We start from the raw sequence: 24,602 nt of genomic DNA on the forward strand, positions 1-24,602 counted from the left end.
TTTCAGGGACTATGAAGGTGTTCAGCGCTTACTTAAAATAGAGAGGTTCTGGTGATGAAAGAATCAAGTATGCATCCCCAAGCTGGAGCCTGGGGACGAGAAAAGCTAATAATAAGAGAGCATAATGAGAATATTTTTAGTGACATTATTATTTATGACAAGTTTATTTAGTAAAAGTATTGATTACGATAGTGATTGGGTTAAAGACTTACCTAAAAATGAACAAATTTGTGTAGTTATGGATTTATCAAAAAGAGTTAATGAAAATTTAAATACTTTAGATAAACCAAAAACAAGTGAAGACTTTATGTGGAATCTTAAAACAGAGGTGTATTCTAAAGGGTATATATCTAAATTAATAACAAAAGATATTCACTTAAAAAAAATATTTGATATGAACATTGATTTATTGGTTCAATTTATTAGGGGTAATATTGATTCAAAATCGCTTCAGTCAGCAATGGAAAAAAACACTTTGAAACTTATAGAGTATTTAAAGGGTAACTATAAAGTTGAAAACTGTCGAAGGTATCAAAGTTTTTATAAAAATAAAATTGAGGAATCTTTTAAAATTTTAATGGGATATGCAAAGCTTGCAGCCCTAGATAATAATCAAAAACAACGAAATAAAAAGAAGGTTGAAATAAAAAAGCTCTCAGAAGAACAAATGAATCTTATTAAAGTCGTAATAAATACAGAGGGTTTTATTAATGAAGACTTATATAATGAATTCTGGAAAGGTATTAAAACTTACAAACTAAATCAAGAATCAAGGAAACTAATAGAAGAAGAAATGATATTTGTTCAACAAATTCAATTTGAAATTTGGAACTCGGCTTTGGAATCTATAAAACAAAAAAAAGTTTATAAAACTGAAAAACTAAAAAAATTAATCCAAAAAGCATATACTTTATTTTCAAAAAACCCAACATATGATTATAAACAAATACAATCATCAATTGATAAAATAGATATTTTACTGAATTCAGCAGTTGATCAAACGCCATATTATGCAAATGGTAATGTTATCTATATTACACAAGATTTAGTCAATCAGGTATTGTCAGGACTTGATGCATCAATAGAAAGAATTAAAATGTTAATTGAACCAAATTGGAATCCTATTGTAAAAGAAAGATATTTAAATGATTATGCTAATGTACTTTGGCATTTACCGTTAACAAAAAGCTTTGAAATAATAAAAATAGATGGTGTTGATAAAAAATTTATTAGTTATTCCTCAATAATGGATTTTAATAGTGTGGTTAGCATTTCATTTATTGAATCAAAAATATCTAATACAAGAGCTTGTATAAAAGGAATAGCCAATCGTTTAGGAGAAGATACCCCTATTATATTAGATAAATATTTTAATGGTTTTTCAGCATCAGAAGCATCATTTAATATAAATGATACAAATGGCAAGGTATATATAAATGCACAATGTATCGCAACCAAGAATCATCAGTACTCTATACTCTCAATTTCAAATAACAATGTAGATAGTCTAAATTATTATAATGAACTGTTAAAAAAATTAATCATTAAGAAATAAAAAATTCACAATCATTTTTTTGATATTCATTTAGTTAAAGTATCACTATGATTATGTCGAACTAAATTGAGAGGCGGTTAAATATGAGTTTATTAACTCTTAATCAATATTGAATTCTTTTTTTAATTCATTGATTCTTTGAGCTTTCCCAATTGAATCATATCGCATATCAGATTTATCAACAAATACAGCATATATTATATATATAATCAATATAATTCCAATTGGAGGAAAAACTACCGTACCCAAAACAAGTATAAACCCTATAACATTCTTCATATTTGATTTTTTTTGATACATTTTTAATTCATTTTCATATATTTTCTCTATATCTTTGTTAGTCATTACTTCTCCTTGAATTTTGAAGTTGTCATGGTAATCCTCCCATTTCCCAACCCCTCCAAAAGTAGAGACTAAGCTGCAAGAGCCAACTTCTGTTTGGGAGTGATCCCGCCTATTGCCATGTTAGGGCGTTCGTTATTATATACCCAAAGCCATTTGGTTGCAAATTCTCTTACCTCCTCGATTGTGTTAAAGATGTATTGATTAAGCCAATCATATCGAACAGTACGGTTGTAGCGTTCGATATAGGCATTCTGCTGCGGTTTGCCTGGTTGGATATACTCCAGCTTGATCTTTTGCTTTTTAGCCCAATTTTGTAATGCTGTAGAGATATATTCCGGACCATTATCACACCGTATGATCTTAGGCTTACCTCTCCATTCAATAATTCTCTTCAAAGATCTTATAACTCTTTGTGAAGGCAATGAGAAGTCTGCTTCAATTTCCAATCCTTCACGATTATAGTCATCAATCACATTAAAGAGCCTGAAGCTTCTACCGTCACTGAGATTATCATGCATGAAATCCATTGACCATACTTCATTGGGTGCAGTTGGTACACTCAGAGGCTCTGGTGCTTCCCTTTTGATACGTTTTTTAGGCTTGATCCTGAGATTGAGCTCCAGTTCTTTGTAGATGCGGTAAACTCGCTTATGGTTCCACTTATACCCTTTGACATTTCTCAAATATAAAAAGCACAATCCAAAGCCCCAGTTTCGCTGGTTATGCGTTAAGCGTATCAGCCAATCGGCTATAATCTCATTTTCCTCATTGAGTTTAGCTTCATACCTGTAACAGTATTCACTGATTCTAAAGGCTTTACAGGCTAAACGGACAGTTACTTGTTTTTCTTGAACAGCCCTCATAGCCATCTTCTTACGCAAAGATGGCTTTACCACTTTTTTTCCAAAGCCTCCTGTACGATCTCTGCTTTTAAACGCTCTTCTGCATACATCTTTTTTAGACGACGGTTTTCCTCTTCAAGCTCTTTGAGCCGCTTCATCAAGGAAGCATCCATACCTCCATACTTAGATCGCCAGTTATAAAAGGTCGCACTACTTATACCATGCTCTCTACAAATTTCAGGAACCGGTATTCCGCTTTCTGCCTGTTTTAAAATTGATAGTATCTGTGTATCACTAAATCGTGACTTCTTCATAGAAAATCTCCTTATAATATTTTACTGGAATTTTCTACTTTTGGGAAGATTGGGTTTTTGGGAGGATTACCTCATCATCATAGAAACTAGTGGTCGAAGTTCCTTTGTTCTGAAATTAATATATAATTTTTGTTGTACCTCAAAATATATAATGCTGATATAAGGGTAGCATTTTTTTAGATATAATTAAATGAAGATAATGGAAAAGGAAAAAGGAATGGGATTATTTTCTAATATATTATTGGGTTCAGGGATGAATCATTAAGCTAATGAATTTTCTCGTTCCACCTCTTGGCTATACAAGTTTGGATATAAGGAAAAGATAAAAAATACATGAAACAATAAATAGTTTCCCTTACAGCGAAACTATTGCTCACGACAAATATAAGGCGATAAAAACATGAAAGCACGAACACTAACAGTTATAACTATGTTGCTTGACTTGAAAGCGGCAGCATTAAAGCTTTTGCGTTCAGATCACAGAAACCCCGCATTACTTAATTTTTATACGCTTATAGATATTTGTGCAAGCCTTTCTAATGAAAATAAACAACAAAGTCGTGAAATATTTGAAACATTCTTGTCTAATTTTGCTGAAATGACCACATGGGAATTTTATTCCACATATGACCTTTGGTCTGCACGTTGCTCACTTGTGCATACATATTCACCATTTGGGTATCATACAAATAAACAAAACAATGGTGCACGCCCAATATTTTATTATTCTTGGGCAGAAGAAGAGCCAAAGATTAGGGCTGCATTAGAAAAACGAGGCTATTCAGACTTTATTCTTTTAGACACGGAAGAAATTAAAACTATTGCAATTGATGCATTTAACACCATGTACAAAAAGATAACTGAAGACCCAGAATTTGAAAAGTTATTTATTAAAAATGCAAAACATTTATTGCCTAGCCTTCAAAATATGAGGTTTGAAGATGAGTTATCAAAAATTATATAATAATTAATAAAATAAGGGTCAAAATAAGGGTCAGGCGTTGAATATACACTTTTTTTCCTCGTCCCCAAGCTGGAGTTTGGGGACGAAAAATTTACCTCTTATAATTTATTATGCCTATTTATGACAAATAACCTGCACTATACTTTTTTTTGCCTCATCTGCAATATCAACAACCTCTATTTTACTAATATTCATATCTAAGTTATAACTAACATCATTTGCATCTAAAAACATTCTTGCCACATTATCTTTAATTGCGAGATTAACATTTTGTGCTATTGAATTCTTTAATCCTGCATAAATAACACCTACTACATTTCCATGATTATCCAGTAAAGGCCCTCCACTATTACCATGCTGTACTGGTGCTGTTAGTTGTAATTTAGTAGAGTCATTTAACAAACCATTTAATGAGCTAATATTTCCTAAAGTAAGTTTAATATTTGTACCTAATAAATCCCCTAATGGATATCCCATTGCAATAATACTTTCACCTATCCTAACTCCTTTACCTCCTCTAAATTTTAGAAAAGACTTATTCGGTGTATCTGAAACAAGTACTGCTAAATCGTTTGTTTTATCAAAAGATTTTATTTTTGCTTTTGCTTGATATCCATTTCTAACAATTTCTATATTTTTACATTCTTCTACAACATGTTGATTTGTTATGAGAATATTATCATTAATAAAAAAACCTGTTCCAGTCACAGTCTGCTTTTTATAATCTTCTTCTACAGGCTTCTTAATAGTAGTATTCTTCTTTATAGTTCTTTTTTTATATATAGGAATTGATAATTGTCTAACAGAATATCCTTGCTGATCTTTGGCAAAACTTACAGATGGTATTGCTAACTCTTTTCTATTAGATTTTTTCTTACCGAAAACTAGTACACCCCTTACATTTACAAGTAAATGACTTATTCCTGAAGGAACTTTTAATTCTATAAAAAACTGTTTTTCAACTCCCCTATTCCACTTTTTTTCCCAACCTTCGACCATATAGTATTTACTTTTAATATTTCTCTTTGTTATACCACTATATATTTTATCAGGAGGGCTATAGCTTGAAATACTATCAAATGTGTTTTTAGCATAAGTTCCGTTTGTGTATCTAATTTGAGGGAAAGAAAGTGTTAAACCACCCATAACTGCATTTTTATATCTATTTTTCATTATCCCCATAAGATGAATACTCTCACCTTGAACTATTTTATCAGGATATATAATTATAATTTCCACTTCATTATCTTCAATCACAAAAGTCTTAACTTCACTATTGGTTTTAGCAAATGACATTGCAGTAAAAATACAAACCACAAAGAATATTTTTTGTATCATTTTATATCTACTCCCCCTTATTATCATAAAATATTCTACATGATTAATATTAAATTATGAAGTTATTCTCCAAACAGATAGATCAGCTCAGGAAACATCACAATGATCCCCAATGCCAATACTTGCAGCAGGATAAACGGAACTACACCCCTGTAAATAGCTCCCGTACTCACCTTGTTCCCTGCTGCACCTTTAAGATAGAACAGTGCAAAGCCAAAAGGTGGGGTGAGGAAGGAGGCTTGCAGGTTCATTGCTATGAGAATAGCAAACCAGACAGGATCTATACCGAACGATGCCACAATAGGCACCAAGATGGGTACAACCACAAAAGCGATCTCAATAAAGTCAATAAAGAATCCAAGCAGGAAGATAACCAGCATTGCTATGAGAATGAAGGTCCACTTGTCTCCCAGATCACCGGTAAAGAACTGCAATGCCATATCGCCGCCACCAAGTTCGTTGAAAACCAGAGAAAATGCAGTCGCACCTATAAGGATCATGAAGATCATTGCCGTAAGCTTTACCGTCTCTATCGCCGCATAACGCAAAAGCTCAAAACTGAATACCCTGTTGTATACCGCCAGTACCATTCCGCCAAGTACTCCTATGGCAGCGGACTCGGTTGGAGAAGCAATACCGGCAAATATGCTCCCCAGTACCACTCCGATAAGCAGCAGCGGCGGGACAATGGCTTTAACGGCTTCTTTGACCACTTTAGCGTATGGCTCGTCTGAGACAATGGCCGGTGCAACTTCTTTATTGAAATATGCAATGAGTACAATATAAATAATGTAGAGGATAATAAGCAGCAGTCCCGGTACGACTGCCGCTTTGAAAAGGTCACCCACACTCAGGTGCATCTGGTCACCCAGAACGATAAGGACGATGGACGGCGGGATAAGCTGTCCGAGTGTTCCACTCGCTGCAATACTCCCTGAAGCCAATGCAGGTGAGTAATGGTGTTTCAGCATCAAAGGTAGAGCGATAAGGCTCATCATCACCACTGAAGCCCCTACTATACCTGTACTCGCCGCCAAAATAGCCCCTACAAGCACCACAGAGACAGCCAAACCGCCCCTTACCTGCCCAAAAAGTTTCCCCATAGAACTAAGCAGGTTCTCTGCCATCTTGGACTTTTCAAGAATGAGCCCCATGAAGATAAAGAGTGGGACTGCCATGAGTGTGACATTGCCCATGATGCCGTAGGTCCTGTAAGGAAGCATCTCAAGTACTCCCAGCCCTACCTCATCGGTAATAAGTGCAAAAAAGAGTGCCACTCCTGCAAAGACAAAAGCTACCTGGAAGCCTGCCATGAGTAAAACCAAAGCCAAGCCGAACATGAGGAATACCGGATCAAACCAAAATGCCATACGGTTAAACCACGCTATGTAAACAAGGGCAGCCACCAGGGCTACCCCTACAAGAGTTTTGATGAGAGCTGTTTTGTTCTCTATTCTATGATACGCTTTAAACACTTCACTCACAGCCTGAAGAAGCAACAGCACAAAAGCCACCACCAACATAGCCTTAATGAGCCAACGATGCGTCAATCCCCCAGGATCAGAAGAGACTTCATGTTGCATATAACTCTGATAGGTCATGTCAAACGCATCATTCAGGAACAAAAGCGAAAAAGGCACAACAAGTAGAAGCATAGAGAGTATCTGTACTATGGATCTTGTATCAGGACTGTAACGCTCAAAGAAAATATCTACTCTTACATGTTTGTCATGTTTAAGCGCATAGGTAAGCCCAAGTAAAAAGATCACATCAAAAAGATGCCACTCTACTTCCTGCAAAGCAATAGATCCGGCAGAGAACAGGTAACGCATCCCTGCATCGTAGGCTACTAAAAGTGAGAGGATGACTACCAGGATGGCTGCTGTATATCCGCTGTATTTTGAGATTCGGTCCAAATAATAAGAAAATTGCAACTCCATCTACTCACTTCTTGCTTTTAGATTATCATATATACTATTGTTCTCTCTTTTTCCTGAAACCAGAACCAACACGATTACCTCTTCATCTTTTACTTCATAGGCTAATCTATAGCCAACACTTCGTAATTTTATTTTATAGATATTTTCATACCCTTTAAGCCTGTCTTTTACAACTTTTGGTTGTTCCAATCGTTCTTTTAGCTTTTTTTTAAATTGCTCTTTTACACTATGATTAAGTTTTTTCCACTCTTTAAGTGCTTTAGGTTTAAAATGAAGCTCATAGCTCATCTATATTGACCTTGATAGGCTTTTGTCCATCATTTAATCTCTCTTCTACCTCTTTCATTAGATAGTAATCATCCAGAATATCCATCATATTCTCATATACATCACTGGGAACCAAATAGGCACTGGGCTTATTATGGTTCAAAATAGCCACCGTCTCACCATTTGCCTCTTCTATGACAGAAGAGGGACTTTTTTTCAGTTCAGAGATACTTGCTGTATAGTTTGCTAAAATTTGTGTCATTTTTTATATCCTTTTTAGTATCTTATTTAGTACTATTTTAGCTACTTACAGAGAAATTGTCAAGATTACTTCCAATAGGTATCGAGTCTGGAGTTCCACCCTCTTCTCCAGCGCTCTTCCCCGCGTGCAGGCGGTGAGTTCCTGATACGTCGGGAGAGCATCGCTTTAGCTGAATCCGAAAATGCTTTGTACTTGTTCGGGTTCTTCTCATCCATATGTTCCAGTACCTGCATCAATCCCCATCCCTGGCCATGATAACGTTCACTCTTAAGTGTCCCCTCGCCTTTGAAGTTGGTATAGTCAATGAGAATGTAAAGTCCTCTCTCATCCACACTGCCGTCCTTTTTATAAAGAATATGGTTAAAACGGCGTTCAATCATTGCAGCCTTCTCTGCATCATTAATATTCTCAAGCATTTGCGGCAATGCCTTCATCATCCTCTCCGCCATGAACTCAGCCTGATAGGACATGGTACGCTTGAGAAAAGCAAAAAGCTCCATATAGCGCTTGGTTTTGGCTTTTTTTGCAGTAAAAAACTCTTTTTTGGTCTGCCATGGAAAATCGGTGTCATGGTTAAGCCAGTGCGGCATCCTGACATCCTTCTTTTCCATATATGCTACCACCATAGGGAATACTTCTCTAAAGCGCTCGGTATGCTCTTTGGGAAACCAGATAAAATGCCCTATGCCCAAGGAAGCAAAATCCTCTCCCTTGTTCCACCAGATAAGATATTTGTCTTTACCGAACCCCTCATTCTGCCACACCTTTTTTGCAATATAGTCCGCCTGCTTCTGTGTGATGTTCAACTCTCCAGCCTGCAAGATCAATATTCCTGTCAGTATGAAGAGTAAAAAAAATCGGTTCATACATCCTCCATTAATTATCCAAATGTATAGTTGCATTGATTATACACTCTATAGACTAAAACGAGGAAACTTCAATGCAAAAGAGAAGAGATTTCATGCTCTCCTTACTTTTGGGAGCACAAACCCTCCTGCAGGCTGAAAGTGTCAACCTTCAACAGCTGGAAGGTGACTGGCACCTGCGTGTGATGGATGGCAAGGAGGTACGCAAAGCCAGAGCAATTCTTGACTTTAAACCCGAAAAGATGTTACTTGAAGGATTTGACGGGTGCAACCGTATCTCAGGCAAGCTTATAGCTGTTGGCAACGGTACTTACAAAAGCAAGCTCATGACTACCCGGATGGCCTGTAGGGAAACGATACACCAGTATGTAAGCAGCAGACTTCATGAGACCATCAGAGAGGGATTCACCATTGAAAAAGGGAAGCGTTACGGGATCATCGGGATCACCCTCAAAGGTAAAAAACATAAGCTTTTTTTTAAGAGAATGGGGAAGTAGAGTTAAGAGTTAAGAGTTAAGAACAATATCTGTGCCTCCCTTTCTTAGACCTTAATCCTTAGCACTTACCCCTCTATACAAATGACGGAGCATCGTTGGCGAACAAAATCAAATCTCCCGGAGCTGTTTGTTCTACCAACATCGCTTCCATCTCAGCTTTGGATGCAAGCTTCACAAGCTTCTTGGCATCTACAAACCTCTTAAATATCTCATAATTCAGATCTCCTGTAACCACCACTACATCAAAGACCTCATTGGCTCTCTTGGCTACCTCCGCATTGAGTGCATCATCTACCTCAACCAGTCCCGGAGTGATGATGACCTTTCTGCCCTGGTAAGTGGATGCAAGATCAAACGATGCCATCATACCGTCTATGTTCCCGTTAAAAGAGTCATCAAGAATCACTTTGCCCCCTGCATCGATACGCTGAAGTCTATGCTCGACCGGTTTGAGGGTTGAAAGTCCTTTTTGAATCTCTTCATCACTCAGGCCCATAGCTTTGGCTGTCAGAACACTTGCCGCAAGATTCATGGCATTGAACGCACCCAGAATGTTTGCTGTATAGCGTATGCCGTTGAGAGTAAAGCTTGTTCCCTCCAATGTCGCTTCAATATCTTCAATGAGAAACTCAGGTGCAGGCAACTCAGGGTTCTTTTTCGCCATCTCTCCCGTACCATAGACATGAATATGCGCTTCAGGCTTGACCATTGCACTCTCATGCACCCACGCCTCTTTGAGACGTTTGCTCTGCATGATCTCCATCTTGGTATTGCGGATGTTCTCCATACTCTTGAAGTACTCGATGTGTGCCGGGCCTATCTTCCCTACTACCACATAGTGCGGATTGACAAACGTGGTGATCTCGGCAATATCTCCTTCCCCTCTCGCACCCATCTCAACAACATACACCTGTGTATCATCAGGAAGATCTTCATTAATATCCTTCATTACTCCGCCCAGCGTATTGACTGAGCGCGGTGTCGCATAGGTACTGTACTTTGCCTTCAGAAGATGGGTAACAAAGTTCTTGATGCTTGTCTTACCGTAGCTTGCGGTAACACCTACTACGGTCAGGTCCTTCATCGATCCTATCTTTGCTTCTGCTTTACGCTTGAAACCGTTAAAAAGCATCTTCTCAATAAACAGTGAGATGAAATATGCCAGGAAGATAGGGATGATCACCGTAAAATGATTGAATGTCAATGCAATGAAAACAGCAAAAAGAAGCATTGCAGCATAAAAACGCTTGACACGTCCTGTCCATACAAGCGGTTTGTCCAATCCTCTGTACCACTGATACAAAAGTCCCAGATAGACAATAGCTGCCACAAATGCATAATCTCCGGAGAAATCCGCCAGCATATAGAGCCCGTAAGGAATTAAAAAGTAAACAAAATGCCACCATGCTTTCGTATGATGAAATATGACACGTTCAAGCTTGTAGCTGTACCACTGAAGATTGGTGATGGCGTAATACCCCATCCCCATCAAAAAGAGAAAATAAAAAATAAGATTGACGATTTGCATCAGTTCGTTTCCTTGTATTGGTCTTTTATACTTTGTGTGATCAACGGTGCATGGTTCAAAAAGAAATAGTGGTCACCCTCAAGCGGATAGAGCGTAGCATCGGGGATCATCTCCGCTATCTTCTCTGCAGTCCAGAGTGGTGTAGCCGTATCGGCTTTCCCCCAAAAAAGCAGTGCCTTTCCTGTGACATTGAAAAAGTGATGTTCAAACCTCTCATTGACAACATTCTTGAACGTCTCATACATCTCATGGCTCATTCCCTTGGCATCGTCACTGACAAAAAGACTTTTAAGCATATTGAGTTTCAGGGGTTTAAGCAGTTTAAAAAGAGAGATCTTTACCCGTACACTGAAAGGTTTTGGTACCAGAATACCCGAAGAGGAAAGAAGCACCAGACAATGCGGATCCAAAAGTGTAGCGACCTTCCCTCCAAAAGAGTGCCCCATCACTATCTTTGGATCGAGTGACGACTTTTCAAGAAAAAGCTGTACGATATTGGCATAGTCGCGGGTCGTCAGCACCATATCATTACTGCTTTTTCCAAACCCGGGCATATCCAGATAGATATGTCTATACTCAGGCATGTATGTGCCAAATGCCTGCTTCATGATCTCTTTATTGCTGCCCCACCCATGCAGTACCAGCAGTACCTCTTTTTGGGAAGGGTTTACCATCTCATAGGAGAGTGTAAAAGGTTGTTCTTTATAGATGATCTCTTTGGATGCCATTGGTCTCTACTCTTTTCTCATTTGATCAGGTTTATTTTAGCATAAAGCCTCTATTCTCTCGCTTCAGAAATGATATACTCACCATTTATGACATCAACATACGGCGGTACCTCTTCAGCTTCAAAGTAGTCATATCCCTCTTTGAGCTTCATCCAGAAGTCATACCACCTGTAGTGACTGTACTCTGCCATGGTCTCCTCTTCCATTTTAAAAGGAAAAATATGAACAGGCACATACTTCTGTTCATTTTTGAGAGCTGACTCTACCAAGCCGTATATCTCTTCTATCTTCTCATCTGTCATTGCATAACACCCGACAGAGACACAGTTTCCGTGTACCATCAGGTATGATCCGTTACGCTTATGTGCTCTGTCATAGGCGTTGGGATAGCCCAGGTTGAAAGCAAGGTGGAATTTACTGTGGGGATTGAGCTGTTTTGGATAGACACGGTAGAACCCCTCAGGTGCCTGCCTGTCTCCCTCCTTAAGTTTGGGTCCTAAACGGCCGGAATAGGCACAGATAGTATAGTCTTTCAGATGGACATACTTTTCATCCTTTCTGATCCACACTTCAAGCAGAGACTCTTTTTTGAAAATACGGATAAATATCGGGTCACCCTGTTTTGCATCCACAGCTTTGAGACGTTCTTCCAAAGTACTGTAGATATATTTACTCCGTTCCAGATACTCTCTCATAGCTACCTCCTGTGATAAGCGCATGACCTCTTCCAGACTCATGACCGTACTCCTGTTCACCTCTGTTGTATTGAACTCATTGAGTAACGTCAGCGTTACATTTTCTTCCCGGAGCAAAGGTATGCTTTTGTTACTTTCAGTACGGATTGATACGGTATGCATTTGCTGTTTTACTGCCGGTTGCTGTACCGGTGGCGCATAAGCAGGAGGATAGAGAAAAAAAAGGATGAAGGAAAAAAGAAGAAAGAGTATGACAAAGAAGTCAGCCACTATCAGCCACGTCCTTGTCATCATCTCTCAAACCTTAGAATTTGAGTTTCTGGATCTCGTCATATCTATAGATATCCTTAAAGATCTTTAATTTTCCGTCATCATCGACATATGTCGTCAAATAGGCCGTGTGGACCGGCAATCTTTTGGTTATGGCAATATAGTGTGTTTTAAAACTCTCATACATTTCCTGTGTCTCTTCCCATGATGTAGAAGTATAGTGTGTAATAATATACTTCAGCATCTTATGTGGTCTCTCAAGACGTACACAACCATGACTGTAGGTACGCACTTTACGCTTGAAAAGATACTTGGACTGGGTATCGTGCATATAAACAGAGTGATCATTCGGGAAAAGGAATTTTACACGACCAAGGCCATTTTTTGTTGAAGGAGGTTCAATAAACTTGAACGGTACCGGTCCCTTCCCTCCGTTGTATGCAGTGAGATTAACATCTGTGGCACAGAGCAATGGTGACTCCAGGTTGTAATCTCTGCGAATTACCAGACGCTGTTTTTTAAGATAGTCCGGATCTTTCAGAAGTTTTGGTATCACTTCATTTCTTGCAATAGAGTCAGGGACATTCCACTGCGGGTTTACAACAATATATTTCAAGTCTTCTCCGAAGACCGGAGTCTGCATATGCTTTTTCCCGACAACAACACCCATATTAACCACTGTCTTGCCGTCTTCAATAATGCGGACTCTGAATTCCGGAATATTTACAAGAGCATAGTTCCTGCTTCTTTCCGGTTTCATCAACTTGACCCTTTCGATATTCAACCGTATCTTATGCAGCGTAGATGCTTCCATATTCCCCTGTGCCTGTAATGTTCTATACATCATCAGGAGTCTTTCAAACTCCCTGTAGGTCGGCACATACGGCTGGAGTATCTTCTCTATGCTCTCTCCTGCCTGAAGCTGCATTTTAATACGCTTTGAATCAACTTCCTCTTCATATATCTCAAAATGTGTTTTAAACTTTTCTGATCTTCTTGCCTCCTGCGCTTTCTTGAAAGCAGGAATATCAATACAGCTGTTGGCAAGATTATTCGTATAGGATAGAAGCAGTTTACTCATAAGTTTCGAGTCTTCACTCTCCTTGACTTTCTGATACAAAGCTTTCTGATCACAAAGCGAAGCATATCTATCATTCTCCAGGATATCCAGGAATTCATCTTTCTGAGAGCTGTGCCACCCTTCACTGTCGGGTGTATCCACACACCCGTTCAAAAGCAGAGCCGACACCATTACAACCAAAACACTTATCTTCATCTATTTACTTCCTTGTTTTTAAACTTTGTGCACAGACATAGGCACTTGAAAATGCCCACTGGAAGTTGTAGCCTCCAAGCCTGCCTGTTACATCCTGTACTTCCCCTATAAAATAAAGCCCCTTCACCTTCTTGCTCCCCATCGTTCTTTCATCAATCTCATCTGTTGACACTCCCCCTTTGGTTACTTCGGCTTTGCTATAGCCGAAAGTCCCTGCAGGTGCAAAAGTGTATTCATTCAAGTGTTTAAGTTTTTGGAGTTCGTCCGGTAAAAGTGTAGTCCCCGCTTTATCTTCAATGTTAAATTGTAGCAAAAATGCCTTAGTTACACGTTTTGGCATCGGAAAAAGAGAACTGATCTGTTTTTTACTCCTCTGCAGTATTCGCCAGTCAAACCCTGGAAGAAAATCAATCACGATCTTCCCTTTTTCCCAGAAAAGAGAAGCATCAAGTACTGCAGGACCGCTAATGCCTTTATGGGCAAAGAGCAGAGAACCTTGACATATTTTTTCCCCTGCTTTTATGGTTACCTCCGTTGAAACCCCGCTTAGCTCCTTAAAAAAAAACTGCTCTTTCTGTACTGTAAAACCTACCAGTGCCGGAGCGGTCTTTCTAATGGTATGGCCAAAGTGCTCTGCAATCTCATAACCTATCCCGCTGGCACCCAGTCTGGGAAAACTCAGACCTCCGGACGCGACAACTACTCGAGGAGCCGTAACGGTCCGTTTATTGGTTTTCACATAGAAGATCTCTCCTCGTTTACGTACACCAAGAACCTGTTCATTGAGCAGGAACTTCTGTCTGCGGCTCTCTTTGAGCAGAATATCGAGCAGCTCTTCTGAAGAGTTTTGGCAAAAATACTGGCTCTCTTTGCGCAGTACAGGATGCAAACCTTGTCGTTCAAGCCATCGCAGCAGTGCCTGTTCGTCAAAATGTTTCAATACTTCTTTGACAAAATCAAACTCTCCAAAATAGAATGATGCATCCATCCTTGCATTGGTGATATTGCATTTCCCTCCGCCTGAAATGCGTATCTTGGCACCCGGTCTGGGGTTGACATCGATGAGAAGAGCGCTGTTTTTTGGAAGCAGTGAAGCCAGCATTAATGCACTTGCTCCACAGCCAATAATAATAAGTTGATGATCCATGCGTGTATTATATCTTTTTTATACCATTCAAACTGTATAGTTATAGAGTGATCCTCTTTCAGTCTGTCTGTTAGCTTTTTCTGGTTAAATATTTTTTTAGCAAAAAGATCATATCTATGATCCTGTCAGACTTTCTCTTCGGTTCCTGCAGTGTAAATTCACAAAACGTAAACATGCTACACGAACAATCCACACACTTTTATGTATAATATAGCCAAACAGAAATGCAAAGGTATATCTATGAAAAAACTACTGGTGACCACCCTGCTCTTCTATAGCACAGCAACACTCTCTTTTAGTGCAGAAAAATATGATACACAAGCCTTCAGAACCGTAACCAAACTCTGTACTCCCTGTCATGGTACTCCATTCTATATGGCAAAACAGATCGATGAAGATGACTGGGATTTCTTTTTTGAAACACCCGGTATGCTGGAAAAGATACATAAAGGTAAACCCAAAGGACTCTCCTCTCTCAAAAACGCACTCTTTCAAAAACGTAAAAAACGTATACTCAAATTTTTTGTCAACAACTCAAAATTCTCAGGCAAGGTTAACGGTTGTGATGCAAACTTTTGCGGCACAAACCACTGAGTTATGAAGCCTGAGCAGTTTTGCTTTCTCAAAACCTAAAATATATGTTTCTGTTCTTTTTTTGTCAATAGTCTTATGGGCACCTCTAATAACCCCATACGCCCATAATGGGTTTTGCAGATGTGAGATTTTGCAAGAGGCTTTCAAGTCCTAGCCAAAGCTAAGACGATGGAAGCATCTTGTGAAAGATCGCGTCTGCAAAGCCCACCCCTTTGGGCAATGCCGGCTTTGCCCTATGCGGCGTTACACTTTTTCGACTTAGCTACGGCTAGGTCTGTAAAGTGTGCCTTGCCTAGAACAAAGCCGGCAATGTTATGAGCATATGGGGTTATTAGAGGTGCCCTTATGATAAAATAAGGATATGAAGTTCTATAGACTCTCACTCCTATTTATACCGTTTGCCGTGTATGCGGCAAATCTTTTTGTCATCACTGACAAAAAAGGCGTTATTGTACAGGAAAAAATACTTGAACACTCGGAAAATGAGTACCTCAACCAGGATGCCAGGGAGTTCTCTCTGCAGGCTATGTATGACCAGCTGCACAGAGAAGAGAATCTTGCCCGTGCAGCCCAGGCAGCCAAAGAAGCGGCTGAGCGTATTGCCCAGGCCGATACCGCTGCGAAAAAAGAGGGAACAACCTATCAACTGACTACAGCTGACAGAGAAGCTCTGCTCAGGTACGCCCGCTACTTCAAGGGTGGGAAATATGTATGGGGTGGTACAACTCCCGAAGGCTTTGACTGTTCAGGATATGTGCAGTACCTTTACAAAAAACAGGGGATCGATCTACCGCGCACTGCATGGTCACAGTCAAAGAAAGGAAGGACTGTCACTCTTGACGAACTACAAAAAGGTGATCTTCTCTTTTTCCTGACAGACAGAAAACGGGGCATCCCTGTGACCCATGTGGGCATCTATGTCGGTAACGGTGAATTCATCCATGCCGCTTCCAGAAAACAGGGTATTATCATCTCCCCGATCACACACGGAAAATACAGAAACTGTTTTGTTTCGGCACGAAGGATCATCCCTCAAAACGGGTAGTTCTGTGCTATAATTCGCAAAAACAGAAAGCCGTACACCATGCATATCAAACCAGACTGTATCACCTGCATTATGAACCAGACACTCAAAGTGTGCAAACTGCTGGAGCTCGATGACAAAAGCAGCAAAAAACTTCTGGATTCTACAGCACAGATCCTCTTAGAGCATGATCTTGATCATACACCGCCACAGATCGCAAAAGAGACTTATGAGAAGATCGCTGAACTGACAGGAGAGTATGATCCGGTCGCAAAGGCCAAAGAGAGCGCTACAAAAATGGCACTCTCTGTCGATACCTCTTTTGTCAAGAGTCTGCACGATGCGGTAAAATTTGCCGTCATAGGCAATGTCATCGACTTTGGATCACAAAAAGCACTCGATCTTGAAGAGACCATACAAACACACTTTCACAAAACCTTTGGTATCGATGATTTCAAGAGCTTTGAAGATGAGCTCTCCCGCGCCAAAACAATGGTCTATATCGGTGACAATACCGGAGAACACATCTTTGACAAACTCCTTATAGAAACCATCAAAGTACACTACAACATAAAGGTGTACTACTTTACCAGAGGCAAACCAATCATTAACGATGTAACTGCCAAAGAAGCAGATATCCTCCGCAGTGTCGCGGATATAGTCGATACCGGTGTTCCCACGCCCGGCTACGATCTTGGCTATGCCAATACCGAATCTCAAATACTTTTCAAGGAAGCCGATATTGTGCTGGCAAAAGGAATGGGCAACTACGAAAGCCTTTACGACATCACTGACCGTGTACTATACTACCTCTTTATCGTCAAATGCAGTGTTGTCTCACAGGCCATTGGACAAGAGGTTGGAGAGCTGATCTTTATACGACATTAACATATCAATACAAAGCATAACAGACTGATACAACCTCTATCAGCACTAAATGTATTTCCAATCTTTAAGCAAAAACTTATATCTTTCTTTGCCGCAAATCATGCGGCAAAAACATTTTTAAAAACTATATGTGATACCGAAGTTAAATGTATCGGAAGTAATATCTGCAAACACATCTCCATTGTACCATACCTGGATCGTATCATCATAGAGTCTCACATAATCCACAAAGACAGCAAGCGAATCATTGATGGCATAGGATGCTCCCACTCCGTAAGAGAAAGCCGTATCAGAAAAATTCCGATGTGCATCCGGTTCACCATTATAATATTCAGTCAGGTCATAATTCATAAGAGCAAACCCAAGCAATCCGTACACATCAAGTCCATCCATGACAGGATACATTGGTTTAAGGTAAAGTCCCATTGCATCAAACTCTGTTGTAAAAGAAGAGTTTTCTCCCCAATTCACCGGATCTGACCAATCCTCCTCTCCTGCGATCCAATAACGTGTCTCTACTGCCAGGTATTGGTTGAACTTGTATCCGACCTGAAGCATCCCGCCTAAATGGTCTGTATTTCCTACTGCATATGTATCTTCTTCACCATTATATACACCATAGGTTCTAAAATCATTTTGAACAGCACTGATGGCACCTCCCACGTAGAAGCCGCTCTTGACTGCCGGTACTACTGTTTCTACTACCGGTTCAACCACCGGTTCTATATTTCCACCCGCTATTGCAAGTGTACTCATTGCCAAACTCGCTACTACAGAAAATGTAAACTTTTTCATCTTAAATTCCTCCTATTCACCTTTAAGATAATAAATTATATCTATTATCTTCTTAAAAAATATTTAATTATTTTGAACATAAAAGGTCTGTTTAACAACAAGAATACTGCATCTACAATCTCTGTAATTTCTTTAATCCTTCCTTCACCAACGTACTCGTATCACCGGAAGATCCGGCAAGTGCTTTCAGAATAGCCTCTTTTTTAAAGCCAAGACTCTCCAACGCCATCACCGCTTCACCCATCGCACCTGAACTGCTGTCCTCTTCACTGCCATCGACAATAAAGTCTGCCAGCTCCACCAAAATGCGACTGGCTGCCTTGGGGCCGATACCGGGTACACGTTTAAGCATCCCGACATCTTTGCCCGTTACTACTCTGGCAAAGGTTTCCGGTGTAAAGGTCGAGCAGACTGCCAATCCTACTTTTGGCCCTACACCATTTATCTTGATGAGTGTATCGAACATCTTCTTCTCATTCATCTCCTTAAATCCGAAAAGTAGATTGGCATCTTCCCGTATCACCTGCGTGACATAGAGTTTCACCCTGCTCTCCTGTATGGCATTGGAAGTATTGATGGAGACTTGCACCTCATAGATAAGCCCGTTAACATTTATATGCACATATGTCGGATCTTTCTTCTCTACGATCCCTTCAATTCCCACGATCATTTTTCTGTCCTCTGTTTGAATTACCAGAGTATAACAATTCTTCAACAGCAAAGAGTAAAAATATGTCAAATTGTTATGTTTTTATTTCAAATCAACATTACGCTAAAATACATCTATCTGATAATCCAAAGAGAATCATGCGACTTAAATCGATCTTCACCAACAGTTTTGGCATCCTGCTTTCACGCATTACCGGTCTTGGAAGAGATATCCTTATGGCGTCGGCACTGGGGGCTTCAGTATGGTCGGATATGTTCTTTGTAGCCTTCAAACTGCCCAACCTTTTCAGACGTATCTTTGCCGAGGGGGCCTTCACGCAGGCGTTCATGCCCTCTTTCATTGCATCCAGACACAAAGGAGTCTTCGCAACAGCGATCTTTTTGCGCTTTTTACTCTTTTTAATCTCTTTTTCGCTTCTTATTACCATTTTCCCGGATCCTGTAACAAAACTTCTTGCATGGGGATGGGAATGGGAGCTTATTGAGCAGACCGCACCTTTGACTGCCATCAACTTCTGGTACCTTGACCTCATCTTTGTCGTCACATTTTTGGCAACCCTTTTACAGTACAAAGAGCACTTTGCCACAACCGCTATGTCTACCGCACTGCTTAACATCTCTATGATTTGTGCACTGTGGATCTTCATGAAGGATGATCCCAAAACAGTTGCCTATGCACTCAGTTTTGCCGTACTCATCGGCGGATTACTGCAGGTAGCTGTACACCTTGTCACCCTCAAACATTTCAAACTGGACAGGCTGCTGCTTGGAGGGTGGAAATACCGTAATACAAAAGAGGTCAAGAGAGAAGAAGAACACTTTAAATCCCTTTTTCTTCCCGGAATACTTGGAAACTCCACCCCACAGATATCTGCCTTTGTCGATACCATTCTGGCTACTTTTCTGATGACCGGTTCTGTCTCTTTTCTTTTTTACGCAAACCGTATTTTTCAGCTACCGCTTGCTATTATTGCCATCGCTACGGCAACCGTACTCTTTCCTACAGTTTCAAAAGCTCTGAAGAATGGTCAGGAAGAGAAAGCCTACCAAAATCTTACCCAGGCATTCTGGCTGCTTGCCTTTCTTCTGGGTGCAGCCATGATCGGCGGTATACTGCTTGCCGAACCGATCATCTGGCTGCTCTTTGAGAGAGGAAAGTTCACACAGGCTGAAACCTTTGAAACTATGCGCGTACTTCAAATGTATATGATAGGACTGCTCCCATTCGGTATGGCAAAACTCTTCTCACTCTTTCTCTATGCTTCACACAGACACAGAAAAGCAGCAAAAGTTGCTATCTACTCACTGTTCACATCCGTCTCTTTTTCACTCTTGCTGATGCATCCCATGGGAGCTTCCGGACTGGCACTGGCAGGAAGCATAGGGGGGTGGGTACTGTTTGTCTTTACAGTTAAAGAGGTTGGATTCAACACATTGAAACGTATCCTTAAAAACAGACGTTCACTCTATTTTCTTACCGTAATGCCGCCTTTTGCACTACTTATATATGAACTTAACCGCTGGCTGCTGACACTTATCCGGTAAGTTTTGCCATTGTCAAACATTTTACGCTATATCTCACAGATCATCAATACCATCCCGGTATTTGCTCAAGCCTACAGATGATCTTGCAATTGACAACGGCTGTCAGGATTCAGGGGAAAGCTCAGCTATGATACCCGATACCCAATAAGGTTTTGGCTATAACGAATTTTTGGCTATAATCACTTTTCCAATTCTACACACAAGGTCAATACAGCCATGTTCATCTTCGACAGTGTCACCAAAACAAAACGCCCTTTTGAACCCATCAAACCGGGAGAAGCCAGTATCTATGTCTGCGGTCCTACTGTCTATGATGATGCACATCTTGGACATGCACGCAGTTCCCTTGCCTTTGACCTGCTTTCACGTACCCTAAAAGTACTGGGATACAAGGTAACAATGGGAAAAAACTTTACAGACATCGATGACAAGATCATCAAAAAGGTTGAAGAGACAGGCAAAAGTATGCAGGAGATAACTTCCTACTACATAGAACGCTATCTTGAAGAGATGGGTCAGCTTGGTATACAGCGTGCAGATATCGAACCAAAGGCAACTGAATCACTCCAGGCCATTGAAGATATGATACAGACACTCATTGATAAAGGGTTTGCCTATATCGTCTCCAGCGGTGATGTCTATTTTGATACGGCAAAAGACAGCCATTACGGTGATATATCGCACAAAGTCAGTGATGATGACACACAAAGCCGTGTCGAACACAGTTCAGAGAAACGAAACCCCAAAGACTTTGCTCTGTGGAAAGCCTGCAAAGGTAAAGAGGATATCTGTTTCGAAGCACCCTTTTCCTCCGGCCGTCCGGGCTGGCACATTGAATGTTCCGCGATGATAGAGAAACATTTCAAAGGCAACGGCCAGTACAGCATCGATATTCATGGCGGAGGTGCGGATCTTCTCTTCCCGCACCATGAAAATGAAGCAGCCCAGAGCCGCTGTGCAACGGGCCATGAACTTGCCAAGTACTGGATGCACAACGGCTTTGTACAGATAGACGGAGAGAAGATGAGCAAAAGTCTTGGTAACAGTTTTTTCCTCAAGGATGCGCTCAAGGTCTATGATGGAGAAATACTGCGCTACTATCTCAATTCGGTGCATTACCGAAACGACTTCAATTTCAATGAAGAAGACCTGCATACGGCAAAAAAACGCCTCGACAAACTCTACCGTCTTAAAAAACGGGTGCTCCCAGGGAAAGCCTCTGCTGTCAACAAGGAGTTCAAAAAAGCACTGCTCGATGCCATGGCAGATGACCTGAATATCTCTGTCGCACTCTCTGTCATCGATGAAATGGTAGCAGCAGCCAATGAAAAACTTGATGCCAATCCCAAGGACAAGGCACTCAAAAAAGAGACCATTGCCAATATCGAATTCATCGATACTCTATTGGGGTTTGGCGGGAAAGAACCTTTCTCCTATTTCCAAATCGGTGTTGATGAAGCGCTTAAAGAAAAGATCGAAGCACTCCTCGCAAAACGTACCGAAGCTAAAAAATGCAGAGATTTCACTACCTCCGATGCCATCCGTGATGAACTTACCGCTATGGGTATTGTCATTATGGACACGCCTGAAGGTACAGTATGGGAGAGGGGCTGATACAGACCCTACTTTTATTGAGATTTAGGTATAATCTCTCATTAATTCCCCATGGAGAACCCCATGTCACTTTGTTCTTATGAAACCCTCAAAAAACTGCTTTTCAAACTTGATCCTGAAACCGCGCATACCCTGGCAGGTTTTGGTCTGAAAAGTGTTGTGCACTTTCCTGTACTGCTTCGCTACTTTGCCAAAAAGAATTTTGTTACAGATCCGATGCTTGAACAGAAACTCTTTGGACGCAGATTCAAAAATCCGGTCGGACTGGGAGCAGGATTTGACAAAGACGGAGAGTATATCACTGCCATGCCTACCATGGGCTTTGGTTTTACCGAGATAGGTACGGTCACACCAAAACCGCAGGACGGGAACCCCAAACCAAGACTCTTCAGGCTTATCCAGGAACAATCTATCCAAAATGCCATGGGCTTCAATAACAAAGGCAAAGAGTATATGCTCAAACAGCTTGACAAGCTCTACTTCTTCGACTACCCTGTTGGCATCAATATCGGAAAAAACAAAATGACTCCCGAAAAGGAGGCACTGAATGATTATGAGATACTCTTCAACGCATTCAAAGCGTATGGTGACTATATCGTTATCAACATCTCTTCCCCAAACACTCCAGGACTAAGGGATCTTCAGAATGAACAGTTCATCAAAGATATCTTTGCAATGGCAAAACGTATCACTGATCAGCCTGTACTGCTCAAGATCGCACCTGACATGACACCGGAGGATGCCATCGCTTTATGTCATACAGCCGTTGAAGCCGGTGCTGCCGGCATCATTGCAACAAATACTACTGTCGACTACTCTCTCACCCCAAATGCAAAAGATTTTGGAGGTATATCCGGTGCACTGCTGACCCAAAAAAGCTATGAACTCTTCAAGGCGATCGGAAAAGAGCTTTACGGCAAAACCCTGCTCATTTCTGTAGGCGGCATCGACTCGGCTGAAGAAGCCTATAAGCGAATCAAAGCCGGTGCATCCCTCATACAGATCTACAGTATGCTTATCTACAGAGGTCCTGCGCTTATTAAAGAGATCAATGAAGGACTCATTGATCTGTTAAAGAAAGACGGGTATAGTCACATCAGTGAAGCGATAGGCGCTGATCACCGGTAATCGGTAATCAAATGAGGAACAAGGAGTTGAGAATGAGGAACTGTAGTACGCTTTTTTTAAAAAAGCGCTTATTTGGAAGCAAAAGCATTGCAAAGCATTGCATACCCCTACTCATCACTCACTACTCATCACTTATCACTAAAAAAATAGTACTGACACTATTTTTGATCTCAGGAGTATCAATGGCCAATTCATTGCCAAAACATTTTACAAAAACACTTAATAACGGACTGGAAGTAGTCGTAATCCCTATGGATAATGACTCAGGTGTTATCACAACAGATATTTACTACAAAGTAGGAAGCCGAAATGAAATACTGGGTAAAAGCGGTATGGCACATATGCTCGAACATCTCAGTTTCAAATCGACAGAAAAGCTCAAAGAAGGGGAGTTCGATGTGATTGTCAAAGGACATGGCGGAGTCAACAATGCCTCAACCGGTTTTGACAAGACGCACTACTTTATCAAAACTGCCAGCAAGAACCTGGGTATGACATTCGAACTCTTTGCAGAACTGATGCACAATCTCAAACTTACCGATGAAGAGTTTCAGAAAGAACGTGATGTGGTTGCAGAGGAGCGTAGGTTAAGAACAGATAACAACCCTATGGGCTATCTTTATTTCAGACTCTTCAATACCCATTATGTCTACCATCCTTATCACTGGCTTCCCATCGGCTTTATGGAAGATATTCTAGAATGGAAGATCGAAGATATAAGAACTTTCTACCGCCAGTATTACCAGCCTGAAAATGCCATTTTAGTCGTTGCCGGAGACATAGACCCGGAAACTGTCTTTAAGGAGGCACAAAAACAGTTCGGAAATATCAAAAACGAACACAAAATACCTGTTGTCAAAGCAGTTGAGCCCAAAATAGATGGTGCAAAACGAGTCACTCTCCATAAAGAGAGCAACCGGGTCGATACACTTGCCATTGCCTATGCCATTCCAAACTATGAACATGAAGACCAGGTAGTACTTTCAGCAATCAGCCATATTCTCAGTGCAGGCAAGAGTTCACGCTTTGAGAAGAAACTGGTACACGAAAAACATCTGGTCAATCAGATATACGGCTACAATATGGAAATGAAAGATCCGGGGGTCTTTCTTATAATGGCGATGATTAACCCGGGTGTGAAGATAGAAGATGTTGAAAAAGAGATCCTCTCCGAACTTGAAAAACTCAAGAAGGGAAATGTTACCCAGGCAGAACTTGACAAAGTCAAGATCAATACAAAAGCTGAATTCATCTATTCTTTAGAGAGCTCAAACTCTGTTGCAAGCCTTTACGGAGACTACCTGGCTAAAGGAAATCTTGAACCTTTACTTGAATATGAAGAGAAATTGGATAAAATAACACTCAAAGATATTAGTCGAGTGGCTAAGAAATATTTCGACCATAATTTTTCTACAACCGTCATTCTTAAGAAAGAAGAAGAAAAATAAGTAACATATTATTCTGAACAGATCCAGAATAATACCATTGACAAAATATTTATAGAAACAAAG

General features: G+C 40.4%; 24 protein-coding genes. 10 read left to right on the forward strand and 14 right to left on the reverse strand.

Annotated elements, in window-relative coordinates; all coding sequences use genetic code 11:
- The first annotated feature begins 124 nt into the window (after positions 1-124).
- Positions 125-1,555, forward strand: a complete 1,431-nt coding sequence (locus IMZ28_RS07525) for a hypothetical protein (RefSeq protein WP_197547970.1) — start codon at positions 125-127, stop codon at positions 1,553-1,555.
- 99 nt (positions 1,556-1,654) lie between these two features.
- Here the strand turns inward: IMZ28_RS07525 and IMZ28_RS07530 are convergent, their stop codons facing one another.
- Both IMZ28_RS07530 and IMZ28_RS07535 read right to left on the reverse strand, forming a co-directional pair.
- Positions 1,655-1,900: a hypothetical protein gene (locus IMZ28_RS07530; protein ID WP_197547971.1), complete on the reverse strand. Its 246-nt coding sequence runs from the start codon at positions 1,898-1,900 to the stop codon at positions 1,655-1,657.
- 68 nt (positions 1,901-1,968) lie between these two features.
- Positions 1,969-3,056, reverse strand: a protein-coding gene (locus IMZ28_RS07535) for an IS3 family transposase (protein ID WP_197547972.1) whose coding sequence is annotated in 2 segments (ribosomal slippage) — positions 1,969-2,804 and positions 2,804-3,056 — 1,089 coding nt in all. Because the reading frame shifts where the segments join, the coding sequence is not laid out codon by codon here.
- A gap of 400 nt (positions 3,057-3,456) precedes the next feature.
- Here IMZ28_RS07535 and IMZ28_RS07540 point away from each other — a divergent pair.
- Entirely contained in the window at positions 3,457-4,020 is a 564-nt protein-coding gene (locus IMZ28_RS07540; RefSeq protein WP_197547973.1) for a hypothetical protein, read from the forward strand.
- A gap of 114 nt (positions 4,021-4,134) precedes the next feature.
- On the opposite strand, the gene IMZ28_RS07545 is transcribed toward IMZ28_RS07540, so the two are convergent.
- The 5 genes from IMZ28_RS07545 to IMZ28_RS07565 form a co-directional block, all read right to left on the reverse strand.
- Positions 4,135-5,358, reverse strand: coding sequence for a S1C family serine protease (locus IMZ28_RS07545; RefSeq protein WP_197547974.1), 1,224 nt, complete (start codon positions 5,356-5,358; stop codon positions 4,135-4,137).
- Between the two features lie 62 nt (positions 5,359-5,420).
- Positions 5,421-7,298, reverse strand: coding sequence for a TRAP transporter large permease subunit (locus IMZ28_RS07550; protein WP_197547975.1), 1,878 nt, complete (start codon positions 7,296-7,298; stop codon positions 5,421-5,423).
- Positions 7,299-7,586, reverse strand: a complete 288-nt coding sequence (locus IMZ28_RS07555; RefSeq protein ID WP_197547976.1) for a type II toxin-antitoxin system RelE family toxin — start codon at positions 7,584-7,586, stop codon at positions 7,299-7,301.
- The gene (locus IMZ28_RS07560) at positions 7,576-7,827 is read right to left on the reverse strand and encodes a type II toxin-antitoxin system Phd/YefM family antitoxin (RefSeq protein ID WP_197547977.1); all 252 of its coding nucleotides are present in this window, start codon (positions 7,825-7,827) and stop codon (positions 7,576-7,578) included. Before IMZ28_RS07560 ends, IMZ28_RS07555 begins: the two co-directional genes overlap by 11 nt.
- Positions 7,828-7,892: 65 nt before the next feature.
- The gene (locus tag IMZ28_RS07565) at positions 7,893-8,693 is read right to left on the reverse strand and encodes a hypothetical protein (RefSeq protein WP_197547978.1); all 801 of its coding nucleotides are present in this window, start codon (positions 8,691-8,693) and stop codon (positions 7,893-7,895) included.
- Positions 8,694-8,767: 74 nt separating this feature from the next.
- Here IMZ28_RS07565 and IMZ28_RS07570 point away from each other — a divergent pair, with 74 nt between their 5' ends.
- Entirely contained in the window at positions 8,768-9,190 is a 423-nt protein-coding gene (locus IMZ28_RS07570; RefSeq protein ID WP_197547979.1) for an META domain-containing protein, read from the forward strand.
- 73 nt (positions 9,191-9,263) lie between these two features.
- Here the strand turns inward: IMZ28_RS07570 and IMZ28_RS07575 are convergent, their stop codons facing one another.
- From IMZ28_RS07575 to IMZ28_RS07595, 5 genes are read right to left on the reverse strand one after another with little or no spacing between them, the layout of a single operon-like run.
- Positions 9,264-10,718, reverse strand: a complete 1,455-nt coding sequence (locus IMZ28_RS07575; RefSeq protein ID WP_197547980.1) for a Mur ligase family protein — start codon at positions 10,716-10,718, stop codon at positions 9,264-9,266.
- Positions 10,718-11,446, reverse strand: coding sequence for an alpha/beta fold hydrolase (locus IMZ28_RS07580; RefSeq protein WP_197547981.1), 729 nt, complete (start codon positions 11,444-11,446; stop codon positions 10,718-10,720). Before IMZ28_RS07580 ends, IMZ28_RS07575 begins: the two co-directional genes overlap by 1 nt.
- A gap of 50 nt (positions 11,447-11,496) precedes the next feature.
- Positions 11,497-12,435 carry a L,D-transpeptidase family protein gene (locus IMZ28_RS07585; protein WP_197547982.1) on the reverse strand — a complete coding sequence of 313 codons (939 nt, stop codon included), beginning with the start codon at positions 12,433-12,435 and terminating at the stop codon, positions 11,497-11,499.
- Positions 12,436-12,445: 10 nt separating this feature from the next.
- Positions 12,446-13,687, reverse strand: coding sequence for a L,D-transpeptidase family protein (locus tag IMZ28_RS07590; RefSeq protein ID WP_197547983.1), 1,242 nt, complete (start codon positions 13,685-13,687; stop codon positions 12,446-12,448).
- Positions 13,688-13,691: 4 nt separating this feature from the next.
- Positions 13,692-14,834, reverse strand: a complete 1,143-nt coding sequence (locus IMZ28_RS07595; RefSeq protein ID WP_197547984.1) for a BaiN/RdsA family NAD(P)/FAD-dependent oxidoreductase — start codon at positions 14,832-14,834, stop codon at positions 13,692-13,694.
- A gap of 240 nt (positions 14,835-15,074) precedes the next feature.
- Between IMZ28_RS07595 and IMZ28_RS07600 the strand changes: the two genes are divergently transcribed.
- The 3 genes from IMZ28_RS07600 (at position 15,075) to IMZ28_RS07610 (ending at position 17,340) form a co-directional block, all read left to right on the forward strand.
- A complete protein-coding gene (locus IMZ28_RS07600) occupies positions 15,075-15,428 on the forward strand; it encodes a hypothetical protein (RefSeq protein WP_197547985.1) in 354 nt (117 codons plus the stop codon).
- A 361-nt stretch (positions 15,429-15,789) separates the two neighbouring features.
- Positions 15,790-16,473: a C40 family peptidase gene (locus tag IMZ28_RS07605; RefSeq protein ID WP_197547986.1), complete on the forward strand. Its 684-nt coding sequence runs from the start codon at positions 15,790-15,792 to the stop codon at positions 16,471-16,473.
- Between the two features lie 39 nt (positions 16,474-16,512).
- Positions 16,513-17,340, forward strand: a complete 828-nt coding sequence (locus IMZ28_RS07610; RefSeq protein WP_197547987.1) for a damage-control phosphatase ARMT1 family protein — start codon at positions 16,513-16,515, stop codon at positions 17,338-17,340.
- A 117-nt stretch (positions 17,341-17,457) separates the two neighbouring features.
- Here the strand turns inward: IMZ28_RS07610 and IMZ28_RS07615 are convergent, their stop codons facing one another.
- Both IMZ28_RS07615 and ruvA read right to left on the reverse strand, forming a co-directional pair.
- The gene (locus tag IMZ28_RS07615) at positions 17,458-18,135 is read right to left on the reverse strand and encodes an outer membrane protein (protein WP_197547988.1); all 678 of its coding nucleotides are present in this window, start codon (positions 18,133-18,135) and stop codon (positions 17,458-17,460) included.
- Positions 18,136-18,247: 112 nt separating this feature from the next.
- Entirely contained in the window at positions 18,248-18,805 is a 558-nt protein-coding gene (ruvA, locus tag IMZ28_RS07620) for a Holliday junction branch migration protein RuvA (protein WP_197547989.1), read from the reverse strand.
- Positions 18,806-18,942: 137 nt separating this feature from the next.
- On the opposite strand from ruvA, the gene murJ reads away from it, so the two are divergent.
- From murJ to IMZ28_RS07640, 4 genes are all read left to right on the forward strand, one after another.
- On the forward strand, positions 18,943-20,349 hold the full coding sequence (gene murJ / locus IMZ28_RS07625) for a murein biosynthesis integral membrane protein MurJ (protein WP_197547990.1): 1,407 nt from the start codon (positions 18,943-18,945) through the stop codon (positions 20,347-20,349).
- Positions 20,350-20,565: 216 nt separating this feature from the next.
- Positions 20,566-21,963: a cysteine--tRNA ligase gene (cysS, locus tag IMZ28_RS07630; protein WP_197547991.1), complete on the forward strand. Its 1,398-nt coding sequence runs from the start codon at positions 20,566-20,568 to the stop codon at positions 21,961-21,963.
- 63 nt (positions 21,964-22,026) lie between these two features.
- The gene (locus IMZ28_RS07635) at positions 22,027-23,091 is read left to right on the forward strand and encodes a quinone-dependent dihydroorotate dehydrogenase (protein WP_197547992.1); all 1,065 of its coding nucleotides are present in this window, start codon (positions 22,027-22,029) and stop codon (positions 23,089-23,091) included.
- A gap of 113 nt (positions 23,092-23,204) precedes the next feature.
- On the forward strand, positions 23,205-24,539 hold the full coding sequence (locus tag IMZ28_RS07640) for a M16 family metallopeptidase (protein ID WP_408646983.1): 1,335 nt from the start codon (positions 23,205-23,207) through the stop codon (positions 24,537-24,539).
- Positions 24,540-24,602 lie beyond the last annotated feature (63 nt).

It is taken from the genome of Sulfurovum indicum (assembly GCF_014931715.1).
Taxonomy (GTDB): Bacteria; Campylobacterota; Campylobacteria; order Campylobacterales; family Sulfurovaceae; genus Sulfurovum; species Sulfurovum indicum.